This is a genomic window from Acinetobacter sp. A2 (genome assembly GCF_012371325.1).
Taxonomy (GTDB): domain Bacteria; phylum Pseudomonadota; class Gammaproteobacteria; order Pseudomonadales; family Moraxellaceae; genus Acinetobacter.
In genome coordinates this window covers 1-15832 of the sequence record NZ_JAAZQX010000044.1, presented here as the reverse complement: position 1 = coordinate 15832, position 15832 = coordinate 1, and the positions used below count along the sequence as shown (strand labels likewise).

Genomic DNA, 15832 nt, shown 5'->3' with positions numbered 1-15832 from the left:
TGTCATAGTATTCGTCGTTAGAAAACAATTATTGTGACATTATTTCAATGAGTTATCTATTTTTGTCGTGTACAGAGCGCTTCATCAGAAAACTGAAGGAACCTCCATTGAATCGAACTAATATTTTTTTTGGTGAATCGCATTCTGACTGGTTGCCTGTCAGAGGCGGAGAATCTGGTGATTTTGTTTTTCGACGTGGTGACGGGCATGCCTTCGCGAAAATCGCACCTGCTTCCCGCCGCGGTGAGCTCGCTGGAGAGCGTGACCGCCTCATTTGGCTCAAAGGTCGAGGTGTGGCTTGCCCCGAGGTGATCAACTGGCAGGAGGAACAGGAGGGTGCATGCTTGGTGATAACGGCAATTCCGGGAGTACCGGCGGCTGATCTGTCTGGAGCGGATTTGCTCAAAGCGTGGCCGTCAATGGGGCAGCAACTTGGCGCTGTTCACAGCCTATCGGTTGATCAATGTCCGTTTGAGCGCAGGCTGTCGCGAATGTTCGGACGCGCCGTTGATGTGGTGTCCCGCAATGCCGTCAATCCCGACTTCTTACCGGACGAGGACAAGAGTACGCCGCAGCTCGATCTTTTGGCTCGTGTCGAACGAGAGCTACCGGTGCGGCTCGACCAAGAGCGCACCGATATGGTTGTTTGCCATGGTGATCCCTGCATGCCGAACTTCATGGTGGACCCTAAAACTCTTCAATGCACGGGTCTGATCGACCTTGGGCGGCTCGGAACAGCAGATCGCTATGCCGATTTGGCACTCATGATTGCTAACGCCGAAGAGAACTGGGCAGCGCCAGATGAAGCAGAGCGCGCCTTCGCTGTCCTATTCAATGTATTGGGGATCGAAGCCCCCGACCGCGAACGCCTTGCCTTCTATCTGCGATTGGACCCTCTGACTTGGGGTTGATGTTCATGCCGCCTGTTTTTCCTGCTCATTGGCACGTTTCGCAACCTGTTCTCATTGCGGACACCTTTTCCAGCCTCGTTTGGAAAGTTTCATTGCCAGACGGGACTCCTGCAATCGTCAAGGGATTGAAACCTATAGAAGACATTGCTGATGAACTGCGCGGGGCCGACTATCTGGTATGGCGCAATGGGAGGGGAGCAGTCCGGTTGCTCGGTCGTGAGAACAATCTGATGTTGCTCGAATATGCCGGGGAGCGAATGCTCTCTCACATCGTTGCCGAGCACGGCGACTACCAGGCGACCGAAATTGCAGCGGAACTAATGGCGAAGCTGTATGCCGCATCTGAGGAACCCCTGCCTTCTGCCCTTCTCCCGATCCGGGATCGCTTTGCAGCTTTGTTTCAGCGGGCGCGCGATGATCAAAACGCAGGTTGTCAAACTGACTACGTCCACGCGGCGATTATAGCCGATCAAATGATGAGCAATGCCTCGGAACTGCGTGGGCTACATGGCGATCTGCATCATGAAAACATCATGTTCTCCAGTCGCGGCTGGCTGGTGATAGATCCCGTCGGTCTGGTCGGTGAAGTGGGCTTTGGCGCCGCCAATATGTTCTACGATCCGGCTGACAGAGACGACCTTTGTCTCGATCCTAGACGCATTGCACAGATGGCGGACGCATTCTCTCGTGCGCTGGACGTCGATCCGCGTCGCCTGCTCGACCAGGCGTACGCTTATGGGTGCCTTTCCGCAGCTTGGAACGCGGATGGAGAAGAGGAGCAACGCGATCTAGCTATCGCGGCCGCGATCAAGCAGGTGCGACAGACGTCATACTAGATATCAAGCGACTTCTCCTATCCCCTGGGAACACATCAATCTTACCGGAGAATATCGTTGGCCAAAGCCTTAGCGTAGGATTTCGCCCTCTCCCGCAAACGACCCCCTTTTATCTACACTAGATTTAAAACAGTTGAACGTATGAAAGAAGCTGTTTCTCAAAATATTCAATCAGACAACTTGAGCCATCAAAACGCCATCAAGAACAAGGAAGAACAAAAAGCCCGAATTAAAAAATTCCGTGATCAGTTAGAGATCGGGACGATCTTATATACCTCATGGGGATATGAGCAAACAAATGTAGACTTCTATCAAGTTATTGAGAAAAGCCGGGCATATTGTGTCATCCGTGAACTTAAACAGGCTTATGATGCAACAGGTTCAATGCAAGGTTATGTTGTGCCTTTACCGAATGAATTTACCAGCAAAGAGCCAATGAAAAAAAAGATCATGGATAACTATATCGTGATTCATCAGTCTGCAAATGCAACAGTATTAGATTTTGAATTATTGCCGACAGGTACAAAAGTTTATAAACGCTGCTATACATCATCATACGCATAAAACAGTTGACCCCCTGAAGGGGGTCAATTCACTACAGAGGAAAATATGAAGCATTCAAAATTAATATATAAAGATTGGCAATTATATTTAAGGCTCTTATTTGAAAATAAATAGGGGTAATAGTCACCCGCATTTTTTTGATGTTTAGATTTCTAATGCTTCAAAAAAATGCGGTTCATTGCGTATCATATAATGAATATTAAGGAACTGAAAAAATGAATAATGCTCAATTCAAAATTGAATGCTTCAGAAATGGTTTATATAGCCCAGAGCAAATAATTGAATTTTACAAGGTAGTCCACACGGAAGAAACTAAGTACAATAGCCGTGATGCTCAACTTTGGATTAATGGGAAAAGCTCTAGGGAATATCAAATTGACCCTAAAGCAATTCAAATTGTAGATATGCTTAATGCAATCAGATCGGAAGTAATTGCAAAAGAAAAAGAGCGTATAGAACTTGGCAATCCAAGATATAAATATCTATTCAAAGGTGAACAAGCACTATGGTCGGAGCATCAGGAATTTATAAATTTACCTGTCAATTTTTATAATTCAATAATGGTTGAGCTAGGTAAAAAAGATTTAATTTATTTTGAATTTTCAAAAAAAGATATTGAATCCTAAACGATAGAGCAGAGCAAAGTGTCTACTTTGCGAACTGAAAAATCTGAAAAATCCTCCCTTCTCTGATTACTGTTGAATGGGGCAAGCGAAGCAGACAAAATCTGTGATTTTGGCTAGCTGACCGCAGACCCGCAACTACTTCCATGTTACCTATAAGCGGGATTAACAAAGCAATCCCGCAGGGTTGCGACTGAAAAAAATTAAATTATATTTTTACCAGTTTGAATATTCTTTAATTTGTAGAGCCTGAATTATCAACTAGAGTTGATTTAGATTTTTTTGATTGTTCCCGATCAGCAATAAATTTGTCACCAGCAATTTTTAAACTGTCAAAATGTTGGGGATTGGATTTATATGATTCAAGAGCCTTTAAAAGAACACCAGTAATAATTCCTTTATCTTCAGTTGGGAAATCTACTATTTCAAAAAGCGCACCAATTGAAATTAATTTATGTTCACGTTTTTTGCGATCTTTAACTTGAGCAGCTTGAGCATCTTTTTTCAAACTAGCTAAAAGTTTTTTTTCATCTTCCTTAATTTTTTCTAATTCTAAACGTGCTTTATGTTTTTTAAATTCATTTTTCATTACACGTTCAAATGAACTAATTTGCTGCTTTGTTGGTGAGCCTGATTCAATACTTTTAACAAGTGACAAAATTAAATCTTCAGTTTGGTTTCTATTCTCTAATCCCTTCAAACGAGAGATTTCATCAGTTACAAACTTTTTTTGATCTTCAGTAAATTTTAGATTTTCGATAGCCATTGCCACTTCCTCATTGTCAATATTTTTAAATCATAGCATAACTAAAAATAGAGGAAATCTATTACAGCACTAAACAACAAAAATCATATTAAATTATTAATTTCTGACTTTTACAATTAAAGAAATATTTATTCTGAGTATGACTTGAATTGAAAAATATTTAGCCAGGTGATCATTTTTTATAGGATTTTTAAAATTTTAAAATTGGCTTTCAGTCCTTTAGTTTAAAAAATATCCTAATGTCTATCTAATAACAAAAAATTACAGTTTATAGCTTAAAAAAATCCTTATTAATCGTGTCACTTATAGACCCTCAGATTTGGGGTTTCTGAACTATGGGTTATCACCTTGTAGCGAATATATATTGAAGTTATCATGACAACAGCAGTTGGAATGCACGCTTCCGCGTTTCTCTCCGAGAAACAAAAAAAGCAGATTCAAAATAGGCGAATTATGGCGATTTATCACTCATCAGTTAAATCAGGTAGGCAATACGGCTCTTCGGGAAGTCGAGGGGCAAGCCATTACGCTTATATAAATCGTGAAGGTAAATACAAAAGAGAAGATTTAGAAAATATAAAATCAGGAAATTTACCAAATTGGGCTAAAGATGCTGCTCATTTTTGGAAGTCAGCAGATAAGAACGAACGCATTAATGGACGTATTTATACTGAATTGGAAATTTCATTGCCTAGAGAATTGAATAAAGAACAACGTGAAGAATTAGTACAGGAATTTGTAGATAAGACTTTAGGTAAAAACTTCACATATTCCTATGCAATTCATAGCCCATTAGCAAGTGATGGTGAACAAAATCCTCATATTCATTTGATGTTTAGTGAAAGAAAATTAGATGGTATTGATCGTGACGAAGTACAACACTTTAAACGCTACAATCCGACTAATCCTGAAAAGGGCGGGGCAGGTAAAGATCGCTATTTTTCATCTAAAGTTTTTGTGGCAGATACACGCTTATCATGGGCTAACCATGTAAACGATTTTTGCGAAAATTTAGGTCTTGATGCTCGTATAGATCATAGAAGTTATAAGGCTCAGGGGCTTGAATTATCCAGTCAAAACTTCAGGGCTGATTATGTTAGTAATCATAAATATTTCATTAATGAAAATATAAAAAATATACGTCATCAAAATGGCGAAATTATTATTGAGCGTCCTTCGGAAGTTATTAGAGCTTTAACTTCTAATCAGTCTGTATTTACTGCCCGTGATCTTGAGCGTTTTGTTATGGCTCATACTGACAGTCAAGAACAATATCTTAAAGCCTATGAAGCTGTAATGACTTGTCCTGATATGGCAATGTTGTTTGGGAAAGATAAGGTTGTATTCTCATCAAAAGAATTGGTCGGAATTGAAGATTCTATTACTGCATTTATCTACAATGCCAATGAGCAAAGTCGAGTACAGAAGCCATTTAATTTAACTGAAAAATTCACTTTAAATGCTGTAAAAATTGCTGATAAAAGAACATTCAATAGAGAGCAAGAAGCAGCCTATTATACTTTGACTTCTACTGATCGAATCTCATTGCTAAATGGTTCGGCTGGTACTGGTAAGTCTTATGTTCTTAGTGCTGTTTCTGAAGCCTTCAAAACTTCAGATTATAAAGTTCATGGTATTGCTTTGCAGGCAATTACAGCTAGAGCTATTTCTGACGATTGTAATATTCCAAGCAGTACAATTGCTTCATTCCTTGCCCGATATGAAAGTGGTAATTTTGAGATCAATAATAAGACTGTCTTGATCTTAGATGAAGCGGGGATGGTCGGCTCAAGAGACATGCAAAAACTTCTCATGATCGTAGAGAAGCATGATGCTCAAATAAAACTTGTTGGTGATAGTTATCAGTTAAGTGCTGTTAGTGCTGGTTCTGCTTTTGCTCATATTCAAGATAACCTTGATAAGAAAAATATTGCTTCATTAGAAAATATACAACGACAAAAATATGCGAAGGAATCAGAGAAAATGATTGAAGCATCTAAGTTGTTATCTAAGCATGAAGTTGACAAAGCATTAGATATTTATAAGACCATTAATGCTGTTAATGAATATGAATCTCACGATCTAGCACTAGCCAAAACTATTAAATCTTGGAGTGAAGATTCTAGCGAAAATAAGTTAATGCTTGCTCATTCAAATAATGATGTGAATGAATTAAACCGCATGGCAAGAAATGTATTAATTAAAAATGGTCAACTTTCTGCTACTGGTAATCATGTTAAAACTGCTTTCGGTGATATTGAAATTACTGTCGGAGAAAAAATTGTATTTAAGCAGAATGATTCAAAATTAAAAGTTAGCAATGGTGAAACAGCAAAAGTAATCGGTTTTGAAAAAGATAATCTTAATAACATTAAATTTATGATGGTTCAGTCAGATAGAAATAATGAGATCATTAAAGTAGATTTAAATGAATACAACCAATTTAAATATGGTTATGCAAATACTATTCACTCATCACAAGGTATGACTGTTGATAATGCCTATATTGTGGCGAGTGAGAACATGAATGCTAATTTAACTTATGTTGCTTTGACCCGACATAAACATAATGTCGAAATTAATTATTCTGCTATGTCGTTTACCACGAATGAAAAAGAATTCGTTAAACGTCCAGATGGGAAAATCTCATATGATCAGAATTACAATCCTGTTGAAAAAGAAGTTACACCTTTTGAAAACTTCAAAAAAGTTCTAGGACGATCAGAAAAGAAAGAATTTTCTACAGACTTCACTTTAGTAGACAAGCAAGAAAAATTGATCAAAGCATATCTGCAAGATCACCGCCACCATATTGAAGATAAGCGGGAGATATACGGAATTAACTCGAAGATACATGCTTTAACTTCAGAGAATCGTACATTCACGAAGGAAGAAATTGTTACCGAGGTTCGTGCGAATCTTAAATCTAAATCTATTTTAGGTGATGAGATCGGTAGCATTAGAGGTATGAAAATTGCAAAAGGTGAGCTTCTCAAACTTGAGGAAGGGTTACAGATCAAGACTGGATTCTTTAAGAAAGAAACCTTTGAGAAGGGAACAGAATTAAAGGTTCTTGATGCCTACAAGATGAAAGATAAACCAATGATTAAAGCTCGAATCAATGATATGGAATATGAGATTCCATTTGAAAAACTTTCTGTTAAGTATTCAGATCGGTACTTCACAGAGTTTAAAGATCAGAGCGCACACCGTTTTACTGCCCGCAATAAAACTGAAGTTTATAGCGAGTACCGTGAGCAGTTATTGAAGCAAAAGATTACTGCACCGGAAGAAAATTTGAATGCTCCTAATCACAAGATGAAGCTGCAAAGCAATCTTAATACTACCCCTAGAAATACACCTAGAATCTAACTTCACCTGGCATAAGCAAGTGAAAATAACAAACCATAAAAGACTTTTTAATGAGTAAAGATGATCATGATAAATTTGTATTATTCCTGATAGTTGTAGGCTTTATCGTGTTAGTTGTTTGCGGTCTTGCGTGGCAGGGAGCAGGCATCTTTAACTTGCCTTTCACAGTGATGCTATGGACTATCATTAGATTAATTATCGTGGTATCGCTTGTATTTATTACTGGAAAATTCGGTCTATCAAGAGAGTTTACTTTCCCCGCAGCAGCAGTAGGTTTAGCTTTTAGTTTATTCCCTGTCCTTGATCATATTGCGTTAGGTTATTCTGCTAAAAATTTCTATGAAACCACTAATTTTATGGGGCAAACGGTTCGGGAATTTGGTGCCAGTAAAATTACGGTCTGGTGGGGTTCGATTTATGCCAAAATAGCCTATGCTAGCCTTGCAGGTTTAATTGGATATGGTGTTAAGGTCGCCACTGATGATTAAAAAAGAAAAACCAACTTGAAGTTGGTTTTTTTGGCACTGTTGCAAATAGAGATTTGAGTCGATGATGTTCCCTTTAAAAAGTACTTAGAGACCGAAAACCCTGTTGATTAGACACACTTCACCCTGAGGCTGACCATAATAAAATGACGATGCTTGTCCTTTACGTAGTGCACGCATGACTTCAATACCTTTAATTGTGGCATAAGCCGTCTTCATAGATTTGAATCCTAATGTGGCCCTGATGATCCGCTTTAGCTTGCCATGATCACATTCAATCACGTTATTTTTATACTTAATCTGCCTGTGCTCAAGGTCTGGTGGACATTTACCTTCCCGTTTTAACCGTGATAAAGCACGTCCATATGTGGGTGCTTTATCCGTGTTGATCACTTGTGGAATTTGCCACTTCTTCACATTATTTAAAATTTTTCCAAGAAAACAATATGCTGATTTGGTATTACGTCTAGAAGAAAGATAAAAATCAATGGTATCGCCACGTTGATCGACTGCACGATACAGATAAGACCATCGTCCATTCACTTTTACATAGGTTTCATCAATATGCCACGAGCTCAGATCTGTAGGATTACGCCAATACCAGCGTAAACGTTTTTCTATTTCAGGAGCATAACGTTGAACCCAACGGTAAATAGTCGTGTGATCAACATTCACACCCCGTTCGGCCAGCATTTCCTGCAGTTCACGATAGCTAATGCCATATTTACAATACCAGCGCACAGCCCAAAGAATGATTTCGCCCTGAAAATGCCGACCATGGAAAGGATTCATATGCTGCACCTTTAGCTAAAACAGTCTTCAGCTTACCATTCGTGGTTATTTGCAACAGTGCCGCTGACGCACACCATCGCCCACCGGGTGGGTCGCTATCTGGAACGGCAAGGCCTGCTGGAACGGGATGTCGAAAACAGCTATCTGGCCTCGGATGCGGTGGATGACGACCCGATGACACCCCTGCTGGGGCACTCGATCACTTACCGTATCGCTGTCGGTTCACAGGCGGGGCGAAAGGTGTTCACTTTGCAAACTCTGCCGACCAGTGGTGATCCGTTCGGTGACGGGATTGGCAAGGTAGCCGGGTCCAGCCTGCACGCCGGCGTGGCGGCCAGGGCCGATGAACGCAAGAAGCTCGAACGGCTGTGCCGGTACATCAGCCGCCCGGCGGTATCCGAGAAGCGGCTGTCGTTAACACGAGGCGGCAACGTGCGCTACCAGCTCAAGACGCCGTACCGGGACGGCACCACGCACGTCATTTTCGAACCATTGGATTTCATTGCAAGGCTGGCCGCCCTGGTACCGAAGCCCAGAGTCAACCTAACCCGCTTCCACGGGGTGTTCGCACCCAACAGTCGGCACCGGGCGTTGGTCACGCCGGCAAAACGGGGCAGGGGCAACAAGGTCAGGGTGGCTGATGAACCGGCAACACCAGCACAACGGCGAGCGTCGATGACATGGGCGCAACGGCTCAAGCGTGTTTTCAATATCGACATCGAGACCTGCAGCGGCTGCGGCGGCGCCATGAAAGTCATCGCCTGCATTGAAGACCCTATAGTGATCAAGCAGATCCTTGATCACCTGAAGCACAAAGCCGAAACCAGCGGGACCAGGGCGTTACCCGAAAGCCGGGCGCCACCGGCTGAGCTGCTCCTGGGTCTGTTTGACTGACGAGCCTGAAGGCCAACGATACCAATCAAAATGCTGCGTTCACAGCGCCGCGGCAGGGATCCGCCGTGCTGGTTGTCGGAAAAGGAGCCGCTAGTGGGAAAGAGGAGGGTAAATTTTCAGCGTTGCTGGCTCCCCGTCAGCCGGATTGGGTTGCATCGCAGGGGTGTCGAAAGAGTCAACTGCGGTCCAAAGCTGTTGGACTTGGGTGAAAAGGGCGTTTATTCTTCCTATACGTCGATCGATTGAATGAAGGACATATACAATCATTTCTCCGACATTTGGTTATGGAGCGAAAAGTTTCAATATCTTATCAAAACCAGGCAATCAATGCGATTAAGTTTTATTACGAACGTGTTTTGGGTGGACAACGGAAAACATATTTCATCGAAAGACCAAAAAAAGAAAAAACACTTCCTGTTGTGATGAGTGAAGAAGAAACCATTCGGGTACTACGCGCTATTGAAAACGTGAAACACAAGGCTATTCTGATGACTATTTATTCGGCAGGTTTGCGCATTTCTGAATGTATAAACCTGAAAATAAAAGACATTGACTCCAAGCGCATGCAAATTCGTATAGAACAGTCAAAAGGAAAAAGAGATCGTTATACCATTTTATCTGAGAAAACATTAATTATTTTAAGAACATACTTTATGGAATATAAACCAAAAGATTATTTATTTGAAGGTCAAAAAGGTGGCGCATACTCAAGCCGAAGTATTCAAAACATTTTTAAAGCAGCTGTTTTAAAAGCAAAGATTCAAAAGGAAGTTACTGTACATACCTTACGACATAGCTTTGCAACGCATTTGCTTGAGAATGGTACGAGTTTACGTTATATTCAATCGTTGTTAGGTCATTCAAGCAGTAAAACAACTGAGGTTTATACACATATTACCACCAAGGGAATGGAACAATTAAAAAGTCCGATGGATTTGTTAGATATATAGAAAGGATTTGTATATTTGAGCAAAACTTAACAAAAAGCACTATGAATATAAATCCTTTTGAGAGAGTAGAAACGAACGGTAAACGGTTGAAAACGGATTTGTCACTGATAATGAAAGGTTTAGCAAAATAAGATATAGTGGATATATACGCCATTTGGCGTATAGCCACTTGTTATGTGCCATTTTTGAATGACAATGCGAATAGATACGGACAAACAAATGAATTTACTTAGTGATAAGAACGTTGCAATAATTGGTGGTGGACCCGTTGGACTGACTATGGCAAAATTATTACAGCAAAACGGCATAGACGTTTCAGTTTACGAAAGAGACAACGACCGAGAGGCAAGAATTTTTGGTGGAACCCTTGACCTACACAAAGGTTCAGGTCAGGAAGCAATGAAAAAAGCGGGATTGTTACAAACTTATTATGACTTAGCCTTACCAATGGGTGTAAATATTGCTGATGAAAAAGGCAATATTTTATCCACAAAAAATGTAAAGCCCGAAAATCGATTTGACAATCCTGAAATAAACAGAAATGACTTAAGGGCTATCTTGTTGAATAGTTTAGAAAACGACACGGTTATTTGGGATAGAAAACTTGTTATGCTTGAACCTGGTAAGAAGAAGTGGACACTAACTTTTGAGAATAAACCGAGTGAAACAGCAGATTTGGTTATTCTTGCCAATGGTGGAATGTCGAAAATAAGGAGCTTTGTTACCGACACGCAAGTTGAAGAAACCGGTACTTTCAACATCCAAGCTGATATTCTTCAACCGGAAATAAACTGTCCCGGATTTTTTCAGCTATGCAACGGCAACCGATTAATGGCGGGACATCAGGGCATTTTATTGTTTGCCAATCCCAATAATAATGGTGCATTGTATTTAGGAATTAGTTTTAAAACGCCCGATGAATGGAAAAATAAAATTCCCTTAGATTTTCAGGACAGAAACAGCGTTGCCGATTTTTTATTGAAAAGATTTTCCAAATGGAGTGAAGTTTACAAACAATTAATACGTTCGGTATCAACATTTCAATGCTTGCCCACAAGGAAATTTCCTTTGAACAATGATTGGAAAAGTAACCGTCCATTACCCATAACAATGATTGGCGATGCTGCTCATTTGATGTCGCCTTTTGCAGGACAGGGTGTAAATACGGGATTATTGGATGCTTTGATATTGTCTGAAAACCTTACAAACGGAGAATTTACAAGTATTGAAAATGCCATCGAAAACTACGAACAACAAATGTTTGTTTATGCAAAAGATACGCAGGACGAATCGACAGAAAACGAAACCGAAATGTTTAGTCCCAATTTTTCGTTTCAAAAATTATTGAATCTATAAACAGTAAGAAAAAACGGCTACTAACAAGCAGTTTTGCAATAGTGGGGCAGAAGTGCAAAATTGAACTTGTGTGCTTCTATCAACTTTTGTACATTAGCTGCCAGTTTAAGATGGGTGCATTTGAGTATGCCCAAAGGAGCCCGCAAGTATGCGCAGGACGAAGCCAGTAGCCGCGCCGATGGTGGCGCGGGTCTATCTGCGCGTCAGCACCGACGCGCAGGACTTGGAACGCCAAGAGGCGATCACTACGGCCGCGAAGGCCGCCGGCTACTACGTCGCCGGCATCTACCGTGAGAAGGCATCCGGCGCACGCGCCGACCGGCCTGAGCTGCTGCGCATGATCGGCGACCTACAGCCCGGCGAGGTGGTCATTGCCGAGAAGATCGACCGCATCAGCCGCCTACCTTTGCCCGAGGCCGAGCGCCTGGTGGCCTCGATACAGGCCAAAGGCGCACGCCTGGCCGTCCCTGGCGTGGTCGATCTATCCGACCTGGCGGCCGAGGCCCAGGGCGTCGCCAAGATCGTGCTGGAAGCCGTGCAGATCATGCTTTTTCGCCTGGCCTTGCAGATGGCCCGCGACGACTACGAGGACAGGCGCGAACGCCAGCGCCAAGGCATTGAGTTGGCCCGCCAGGCCGGGCGGTACAAGGGCCGCCGTGCTGATCCGAAGCGCCGCGCCCAAGTTGTCGCGCTGCGCAAGTCCGGCTACAGCATCAACAAGACCGCCGAGCTGGCCGGGTACAGTGCGGCCCAGGTGAAACGGATATGGGCCGAGGTCAGCCAGGCCGAAGCGAAGCAGCACGGCGCGTTCGTGGAGGACGCATTGACGGAAGCCGATGCCCTGGCCGCTGTCGGCCAGGATGAGCGCCAGGAGGAAAGGGCATGAAGAAGCCGAACCAAGACGACGAGCCGTTTTTCATCACCGAGGAGATTGCGGCCGAAATGATCGCCGGCGGCTATGAGTTCGAGCTGCCGCCCATTCCTTGCACCATCCGCCTACGCGACGTGCTGGAGCGCATGACCGATGCTGAGCTAGCATTGCAGCCGGGCGAGATCGCCGACCAGGAGCGTGAACGCTGCCGGCGCAAGCCGTGTTCAACCTCATGATCTGGTCATGGTATTTTTCATGGCACTGAGCCTGATAGTTCTTGCAAATTGTTGTCACTAAAGGGTTTTGTGTGCTTGTTTACAATCGAGTGGGAGTGACGGGCACTGGCTGGCAATGTCTAGCAACGGCAGGCATTTCGGCTGAGGGTAAAAGAACTTTCCGCTAAGCGATAGACTGTATGTAAACACAGTATTGCAAGGACGCGGAACATGCCTCATGTGGCGGCCAGGACGGCCAGCCGGGATCGGGATACTGGTCGTTACCAGAGCCACCGACCCGAGCAAACCCTTCTCTATCAGATCGTTGACGAGTATTACCCGGCATTCGCTGCGCTTATGGCAGAGCAGGGAAAGGAATTGCCGGGCTATGTGCAACGGGAATTTGAAGAATTTCTCCAATGCGGGCGGCTGGAGCATGGCTTTCTACGGGTTCGCTGCGAGTCTTGCCACGCCGAGCACCTGGTCGCTTTCAGCTGTAAGCGTCGCGGTTTCTGCCCGAGCTGTGGGGCGCGGCGGATGGCCGAAAGTGCCGCCTTGCTGGTTGATGAAGTACTGCCTGAACAACCCATGCGTCAGTGGGTGTTGAGCTTCCCGTTTCAGCTGCGTTTCCTGTTTGCCAGCCGGCCCGAGATCATGGGGTGGGTGCTGGGCATCGTTTACCGCGTCATTGCCACGCACCTGGTCAAGAAAGCGGGCCATACCCACCAAGTGGCCAAGACGGGCGCGGTCACCCTGATCCAGCGTTTTGGATCGGCGCTCAATCTGAATGTTCACTTCCACATGCTGTTTCTCGACGGTGTGTATGTCGAGCAATCCCACGGCTCAGCGCGTTTCCGCTGGGTCAAGGCGCCGACCAGCCCAGAGCTCACCCAGCTGACGCACACCATCGCCCACCGGGTGGGTCGCTATCTGGAACGGCAAGGCCTGCTGGAACGGGATGTCGAAAACAGCTATCTGGCCTCGGATGCGGTGGATGACGACCCGATGACACCCCTGCTGGGGCACTCGATCACTTACCGTATCGCTGTCGGTTCACAGGCGGGGCGAAAGGTGTTCACTTTGCAAACTCTGCCGACCAGTGGTGATCCGTTCGGTGACGGGATTGGCAAGGTAGCCGGGTCCAGCCTGCACGCCGGCGTGGCGGCCAGGGCCGATGAACGCAAGAAGCTCGAACGGCTGTGCCGGTACATCAGCCGCCCGGCGGTATCCGAGAAGCGGCTGTCGTTAACACGAGGCGGCAACGTGCGCTACCAGCTCAAGACGCCGTACCGGGACGGCACCACGCACGTCATTTTCGAACCATTGGATTTCATTGCAAGGCTGGCCGCCCTGGTACCGAAGCCCAGAGTCAACCTAACCCGCTTCCACGGGGTGTTCGCACCCAACAGTCGGCACCGGGCGTTGGTCACGCCGGCAAAACGGGGCAGGGGCAACAAGGTCAGGGTGGCTGATGAACCGGCAACACCAGCACAACGGCGAGCGTCGATGACATGGGCGCAACGGCTCAAGCGTGTTTTCAATATCGACATCGAGACCTGCAGCGGCTGCGGCGGCGCCATGAAAGTCATCGCCTGCATTGAAGACCCTATAGTGATCAAGCAGATCCTTGATCACCTGAAGCACAAAGCCGAAACCAGCGGGACCAGGGCGTTACCCGAAAGCCGGGCGCCACCGGCTGAGCTGCTCCTGGGTCTGTTTGACTGACGAGCCTGAAGGCCAACGATACCAATCAAAATGCTGCGTTCACAGCGCCGCGGCAGGGATCCGCCGTGCTGGTTGTCGGAAAAGGAGCCGCTAGTGGGAAAGAGGAGGGTAAATTTTCAGCGTTGCTGGCTCCCCGTCAGCCGGATTGGGTTGCATCGCAGGGGTGTCGAAAGAGTCAACTGCGGTCCAAAGCTGTTGGACTTGGGTGAAAAGGGCGTTTATTCTTCCTATACGTTGTCGGCAGCGGGCCAAAAAGGAATACGTCCATGCCCATCGAGGTGAAACCGGCTGTGAGCGCGGGTTCAAGCATATAGCCCGACAGGCGCGTATCCTTGCCGATCACGACACGATGGCGGTGGTCACCGCGACGAAAGACACGGCCAGCCGCCATGCCGACGCGCAAGGCGGTTTCCGCCGTCATCGCGCCTTCGTTGGCTTTGCCACGAATACCGTCTGTGCCGAAATATTTGCGCACCATAAGGTCGATTATCCTGTCGTCGGGTCGCCCTCAAAGGGGACATGCCTGCTGAACCGCGAATATAGAGAAATATCCCGAATGTGCAGTTAACGAATTCTTGCGGTTTCTTTCAGCGCCGCCAATACCGCCAGCCCGTCGCGCAAGGGGCGCGGCTCGTGTGTGCGGATGAAGTCAGCTCCACCTGCGGCGGCGGCAAGCTCTGCAGCGAGTGTCGCGGCCCCGACATCCCCCGGACCACGGCCTGTGAGCGCGCGCAGAAAGGATTTGCGCGAAACAGACAGAAGCACCGGCAAATCGAAGCGCAGCCGCAATTCATCGAACCGCGCCAGCACCGAGAGCGAGGTTTCGGGAGCAGCCCCCAGAAAAAACCCCATGCCGGGATCAAGGACAAGGCGGTTGCGTTTGATACCGGCACCCGTCAGCGCCGCGATGCGCGCGTCAAAGAACGCCGCAATGTGATCCATGATGTCGCCAGCGGGTGCCTCGCGCCGATCTGCCTGCCCGTCTTGCACCGAATGCATAACGACGAGTTTGGCAGATGATTTCGCCAATTGCGGATAGAACGCAGCGTCTGGAAAACCGCGAATATCATTGAGATAGGCCACACCACGCGACAAGGCATAGGCTTGCGTCGCGGGTTGATAACTGTCGAGCGAGACGGGAATGCCATCTGCCTTGAGCGCGTCCAGCACCGGCGCGATACGCGCGATTTCTGTGTCGGACGAAACAGGCGCGGCGTCGGGATTGCTGGATGCCGGACCGAGGTCGATCACATCTGCCCCCTCGGCCATCAGCTTACGCGCCTGCGCAATGGCTGCGTCTGGCGCCAGATACCGGCCTCCATCGGAGAAACTGTCCGAGGTTATGTTGACGATGCCGAAAATGATGAGCGATTTATTCATGGGGGCTTCTATAATAATCTCTGTACACGACAAAAATAGATAACTCATTGAAATAATGTCACAATAATTGTTTTCTAACGACGAATACTATG

The 15832-nt window shown here is 45.6% G+C and carries 15 protein-coding genes and 1 pseudogene; 12 read left to right on the top strand and 4 right to left on the bottom strand.

Features of this window, described 5'->3' with window-relative positions; genetic code table 11:
- The first annotated feature begins 107 nt into the window (after positions 1–107).
- The 4 genes from aph(3'')-Ib (at position 108) to HHA43_RS12270 (ending at position 2937) form a co-directional block, all read left to right on the top strand.
- The gene (gene aph(3'')-Ib, locus HHA43_RS12290; protein WP_001082319.1) at positions 108–911 is read left to right on the top strand and encodes an aminoglycoside O-phosphotransferase APH(3'')-Ib; all 804 of its coding nucleotides are present in this window, start codon (positions 108–110) and stop codon (positions 909–911) included.
- A complete protein-coding gene (locus tag HHA43_RS12285) occupies positions 911–1747 on the top strand; it encodes an aminoglycoside O-phosphotransferase APH(6)-Id (protein WP_000480968.1) in 837 nt (278 codons plus the stop codon). Before aph(3'')-Ib ends, HHA43_RS12285 begins: the two co-directional genes overlap by 1 nt.
- Before the next feature lie 141 nt (positions 1748–1888).
- On the top strand, positions 1889–2311 hold the full coding sequence (locus HHA43_RS12275) for a hypothetical protein (RefSeq protein ID WP_000656635.1): 423 nt from the start codon (positions 1889–1891) through the stop codon (positions 2309–2311).
- A 215-nt stretch (positions 2312–2526) separates the two neighbouring features.
- A complete protein-coding gene (locus HHA43_RS12270) occupies positions 2527–2937 on the top strand; it encodes a hypothetical protein (protein ID WP_001057867.1) in 411 nt (136 codons plus the stop codon).
- A 232-nt stretch (positions 2938–3169) separates the two neighbouring features.
- Here the strand turns inward: HHA43_RS12270 and HHA43_RS12265 are convergent, their stop codons facing one another.
- Positions 3170–3700 carry a conjugal transfer protein TraD gene (locus tag HHA43_RS12265; protein WP_000963725.1) on the bottom strand — a complete coding sequence of 177 codons (531 nt, stop codon included), beginning with the start codon at positions 3698–3700 and terminating at the stop codon, positions 3170–3172.
- 453 nt (positions 3701–4153) lie between these two features.
- On the opposite strand from HHA43_RS12265, the gene HHA43_RS12260 reads away from it, so the two are divergent.
- Both HHA43_RS12260 and HHA43_RS12255 read left to right on the top strand, forming a co-directional pair.
- Positions 4154–7072, top strand: a complete 2919-nt coding sequence (locus HHA43_RS12260; protein WP_168542698.1) for an AAA family ATPase — start codon at positions 4154–4156, stop codon at positions 7070–7072.
- A gap of 50 nt (positions 7073–7122) precedes the next feature.
- Positions 7123–7560 carry a hypothetical protein gene (locus HHA43_RS12255; RefSeq protein ID WP_000030933.1) on the top strand — a complete coding sequence of 146 codons (438 nt, stop codon included), beginning with the start codon at positions 7123–7125 and terminating at the stop codon, positions 7558–7560.
- An 84-nt stretch (positions 7561–7644) separates the two neighbouring features.
- Here the strand turns inward: HHA43_RS12255 and HHA43_RS12250 are convergent, their stop codons facing one another.
- Positions 7645–8349 (bottom strand): IS6-like element IS1006 family transposase, encoded by a 705-nt coding sequence (locus HHA43_RS12250; RefSeq protein ID WP_001067784.1) that lies wholly within the window; start codon positions 8347–8349, stop codon positions 7645–7647.
- A gap of 63 nt (positions 8350–8412) precedes the next feature.
- Between HHA43_RS12250 and HHA43_RS12245 the strand changes: the two are divergent.
- The 6 genes and pseudogenes from HHA43_RS12245 to HHA43_RS12215 form a co-directional block, all read left to right on the top strand.
- Positions 8413–9243: pseudogene (locus HHA43_RS12245) on the top strand (IS91-like element ISVsa3 family transposase); the annotation flags it as partial.
- A 284-nt stretch (positions 9244–9527) separates the two neighbouring features.
- Positions 9528–10193, top strand: a complete 666-nt coding sequence (locus tag HHA43_RS12235; protein ID WP_015060916.1) for a tyrosine-type recombinase/integrase — start codon at positions 9528–9530, stop codon at positions 10191–10193.
- Positions 10194–10382: 189 nt separating this feature from the next.
- Positions 10383–11549, top strand: coding sequence for a tetracycline-inactivating monooxygenase Tet(X3) (locus HHA43_RS12230; protein ID WP_024160783.1), 1167 nt, complete (start codon positions 10383–10385; stop codon positions 11547–11549).
- A gap of 148 nt (positions 11550–11697) precedes the next feature.
- Positions 11698–12435, top strand: coding sequence for a recombinase family protein (locus tag HHA43_RS12225; protein ID WP_001366550.1), 738 nt, complete (start codon positions 11698–11700; stop codon positions 12433–12435).
- Positions 12432–12656, top strand: coding sequence for a hypothetical protein (locus tag HHA43_RS12220; protein WP_000743213.1), 225 nt, complete (start codon positions 12432–12434; stop codon positions 12654–12656). Before HHA43_RS12225 ends, HHA43_RS12220 begins: the two co-directional genes overlap by 4 nt.
- A 210-nt stretch (positions 12657–12866) precedes the next feature.
- Complete coding sequence (locus tag HHA43_RS12215) at positions 12867–14360, top strand: IS91-like element ISVsa3 family transposase (protein WP_001120888.1); 1494 nt, start codon at positions 12867–12869, stop codon at positions 14358–14360.
- 175 nt (positions 14361–14535) lie between these two features.
- Here HHA43_RS12215 and HHA43_RS12205 read toward each other — a convergent pair whose 3' ends face one another.
- The gene (locus HHA43_RS12205) at positions 14536–14838 is read right to left on the bottom strand and encodes a phosphoglucosamine mutase (protein ID WP_000251875.1); all 303 of its coding nucleotides are present in this window, start codon (positions 14836–14838) and stop codon (positions 14536–14538) included.
- Between the two features lie 86 nt (positions 14839–14924).
- Entirely contained in the window at positions 14925–15740 is an 816-nt protein-coding gene (sul2, locus tag HHA43_RS12200; RefSeq protein ID WP_001043260.1) for a sulfonamide-resistant dihydropteroate synthase Sul2, read from the bottom strand.
- Between the last annotated feature and the right edge of the window lie 92 nt (positions 15741–15832).

What these genes read in the sequence shown, in the direction of transcription:
- HHA43_RS12285 (WP_000480968.1), top strand. Translation starts at nt 911, where the DNA reads ATGTTCATGCCGCCTGTTTTTCCTGCTCATTGGCACGTTTCGCAACCT.
- HHA43_RS12275 (WP_000656635.1), top strand. Translation starts at nt 1,889, where the DNA reads ATGAAAGAAGCTGTTTCTCAAAATATTCAATCAGACAACTTGAGCCAT.
- HHA43_RS12270 (WP_001057867.1), top strand. Translation starts at nt 2,527, where the DNA reads ATGAATAATGCTCAATTCAAAATTGAATGCTTCAGAAATGGTTTATAT.
- HHA43_RS12265 (WP_000963725.1), bottom strand. Translation starts at nt 3,700, where the DNA reads ATGGCTATCGAAAATCTAAAATTTACTGAAGATCAAAAAAAGTTTGTA.
- HHA43_RS12260 (WP_168542698.1), top strand. Translation starts at nt 4,154, where the DNA reads ATGGCGATTTATCACTCATCAGTTAAATCAGGTAGGCAATACGGCTCT.
- HHA43_RS12255 (WP_000030933.1), top strand. Translation starts at nt 7,123, where the DNA reads ATGAGTAAAGATGATCATGATAAATTTGTATTATTCCTGATAGTTGTA.
- HHA43_RS12250 (WP_001067784.1), bottom strand. Translation starts at nt 8,349, where the DNA reads ATGAATCCTTTCCATGGTCGGCATTTTCAGGGCGAAATCATTCTTTGG.
- HHA43_RS12235 (WP_015060916.1), top strand. Translation starts at nt 9,528, where the DNA reads ATGGAGCGAAAAGTTTCAATATCTTATCAAAACCAGGCAATCAATGCG.
- HHA43_RS12230 (WP_024160783.1), top strand. Translation starts at nt 10,383, where the DNA reads ATGACAATGCGAATAGATACGGACAAACAAATGAATTTACTTAGTGAT.
- HHA43_RS12225 (WP_001366550.1), top strand. Translation starts at nt 11,698, where the DNA reads ATGCGCAGGACGAAGCCAGTAGCCGCGCCGATGGTGGCGCGGGTCTAT.
- HHA43_RS12220 (WP_000743213.1), top strand. Translation starts at nt 12,432, where the DNA reads ATGAAGAAGCCGAACCAAGACGACGAGCCGTTTTTCATCACCGAGGAG.
- HHA43_RS12215 (WP_001120888.1), top strand. Translation starts at nt 12,867, where the DNA reads ATGCCTCATGTGGCGGCCAGGACGGCCAGCCGGGATCGGGATACTGGT.
- HHA43_RS12205 (WP_000251875.1), bottom strand. Translation starts at nt 14,838, where the DNA reads ATGGTGCGCAAATATTTCGGCACAGACGGTATTCGTGGCAAAGCCAAC.
- sul2 (WP_001043260.1), bottom strand. Translation starts at nt 15,740, where the DNA reads ATGAATAAATCGCTCATCATTTTCGGCATCGTCAACATAACCTCGGAC.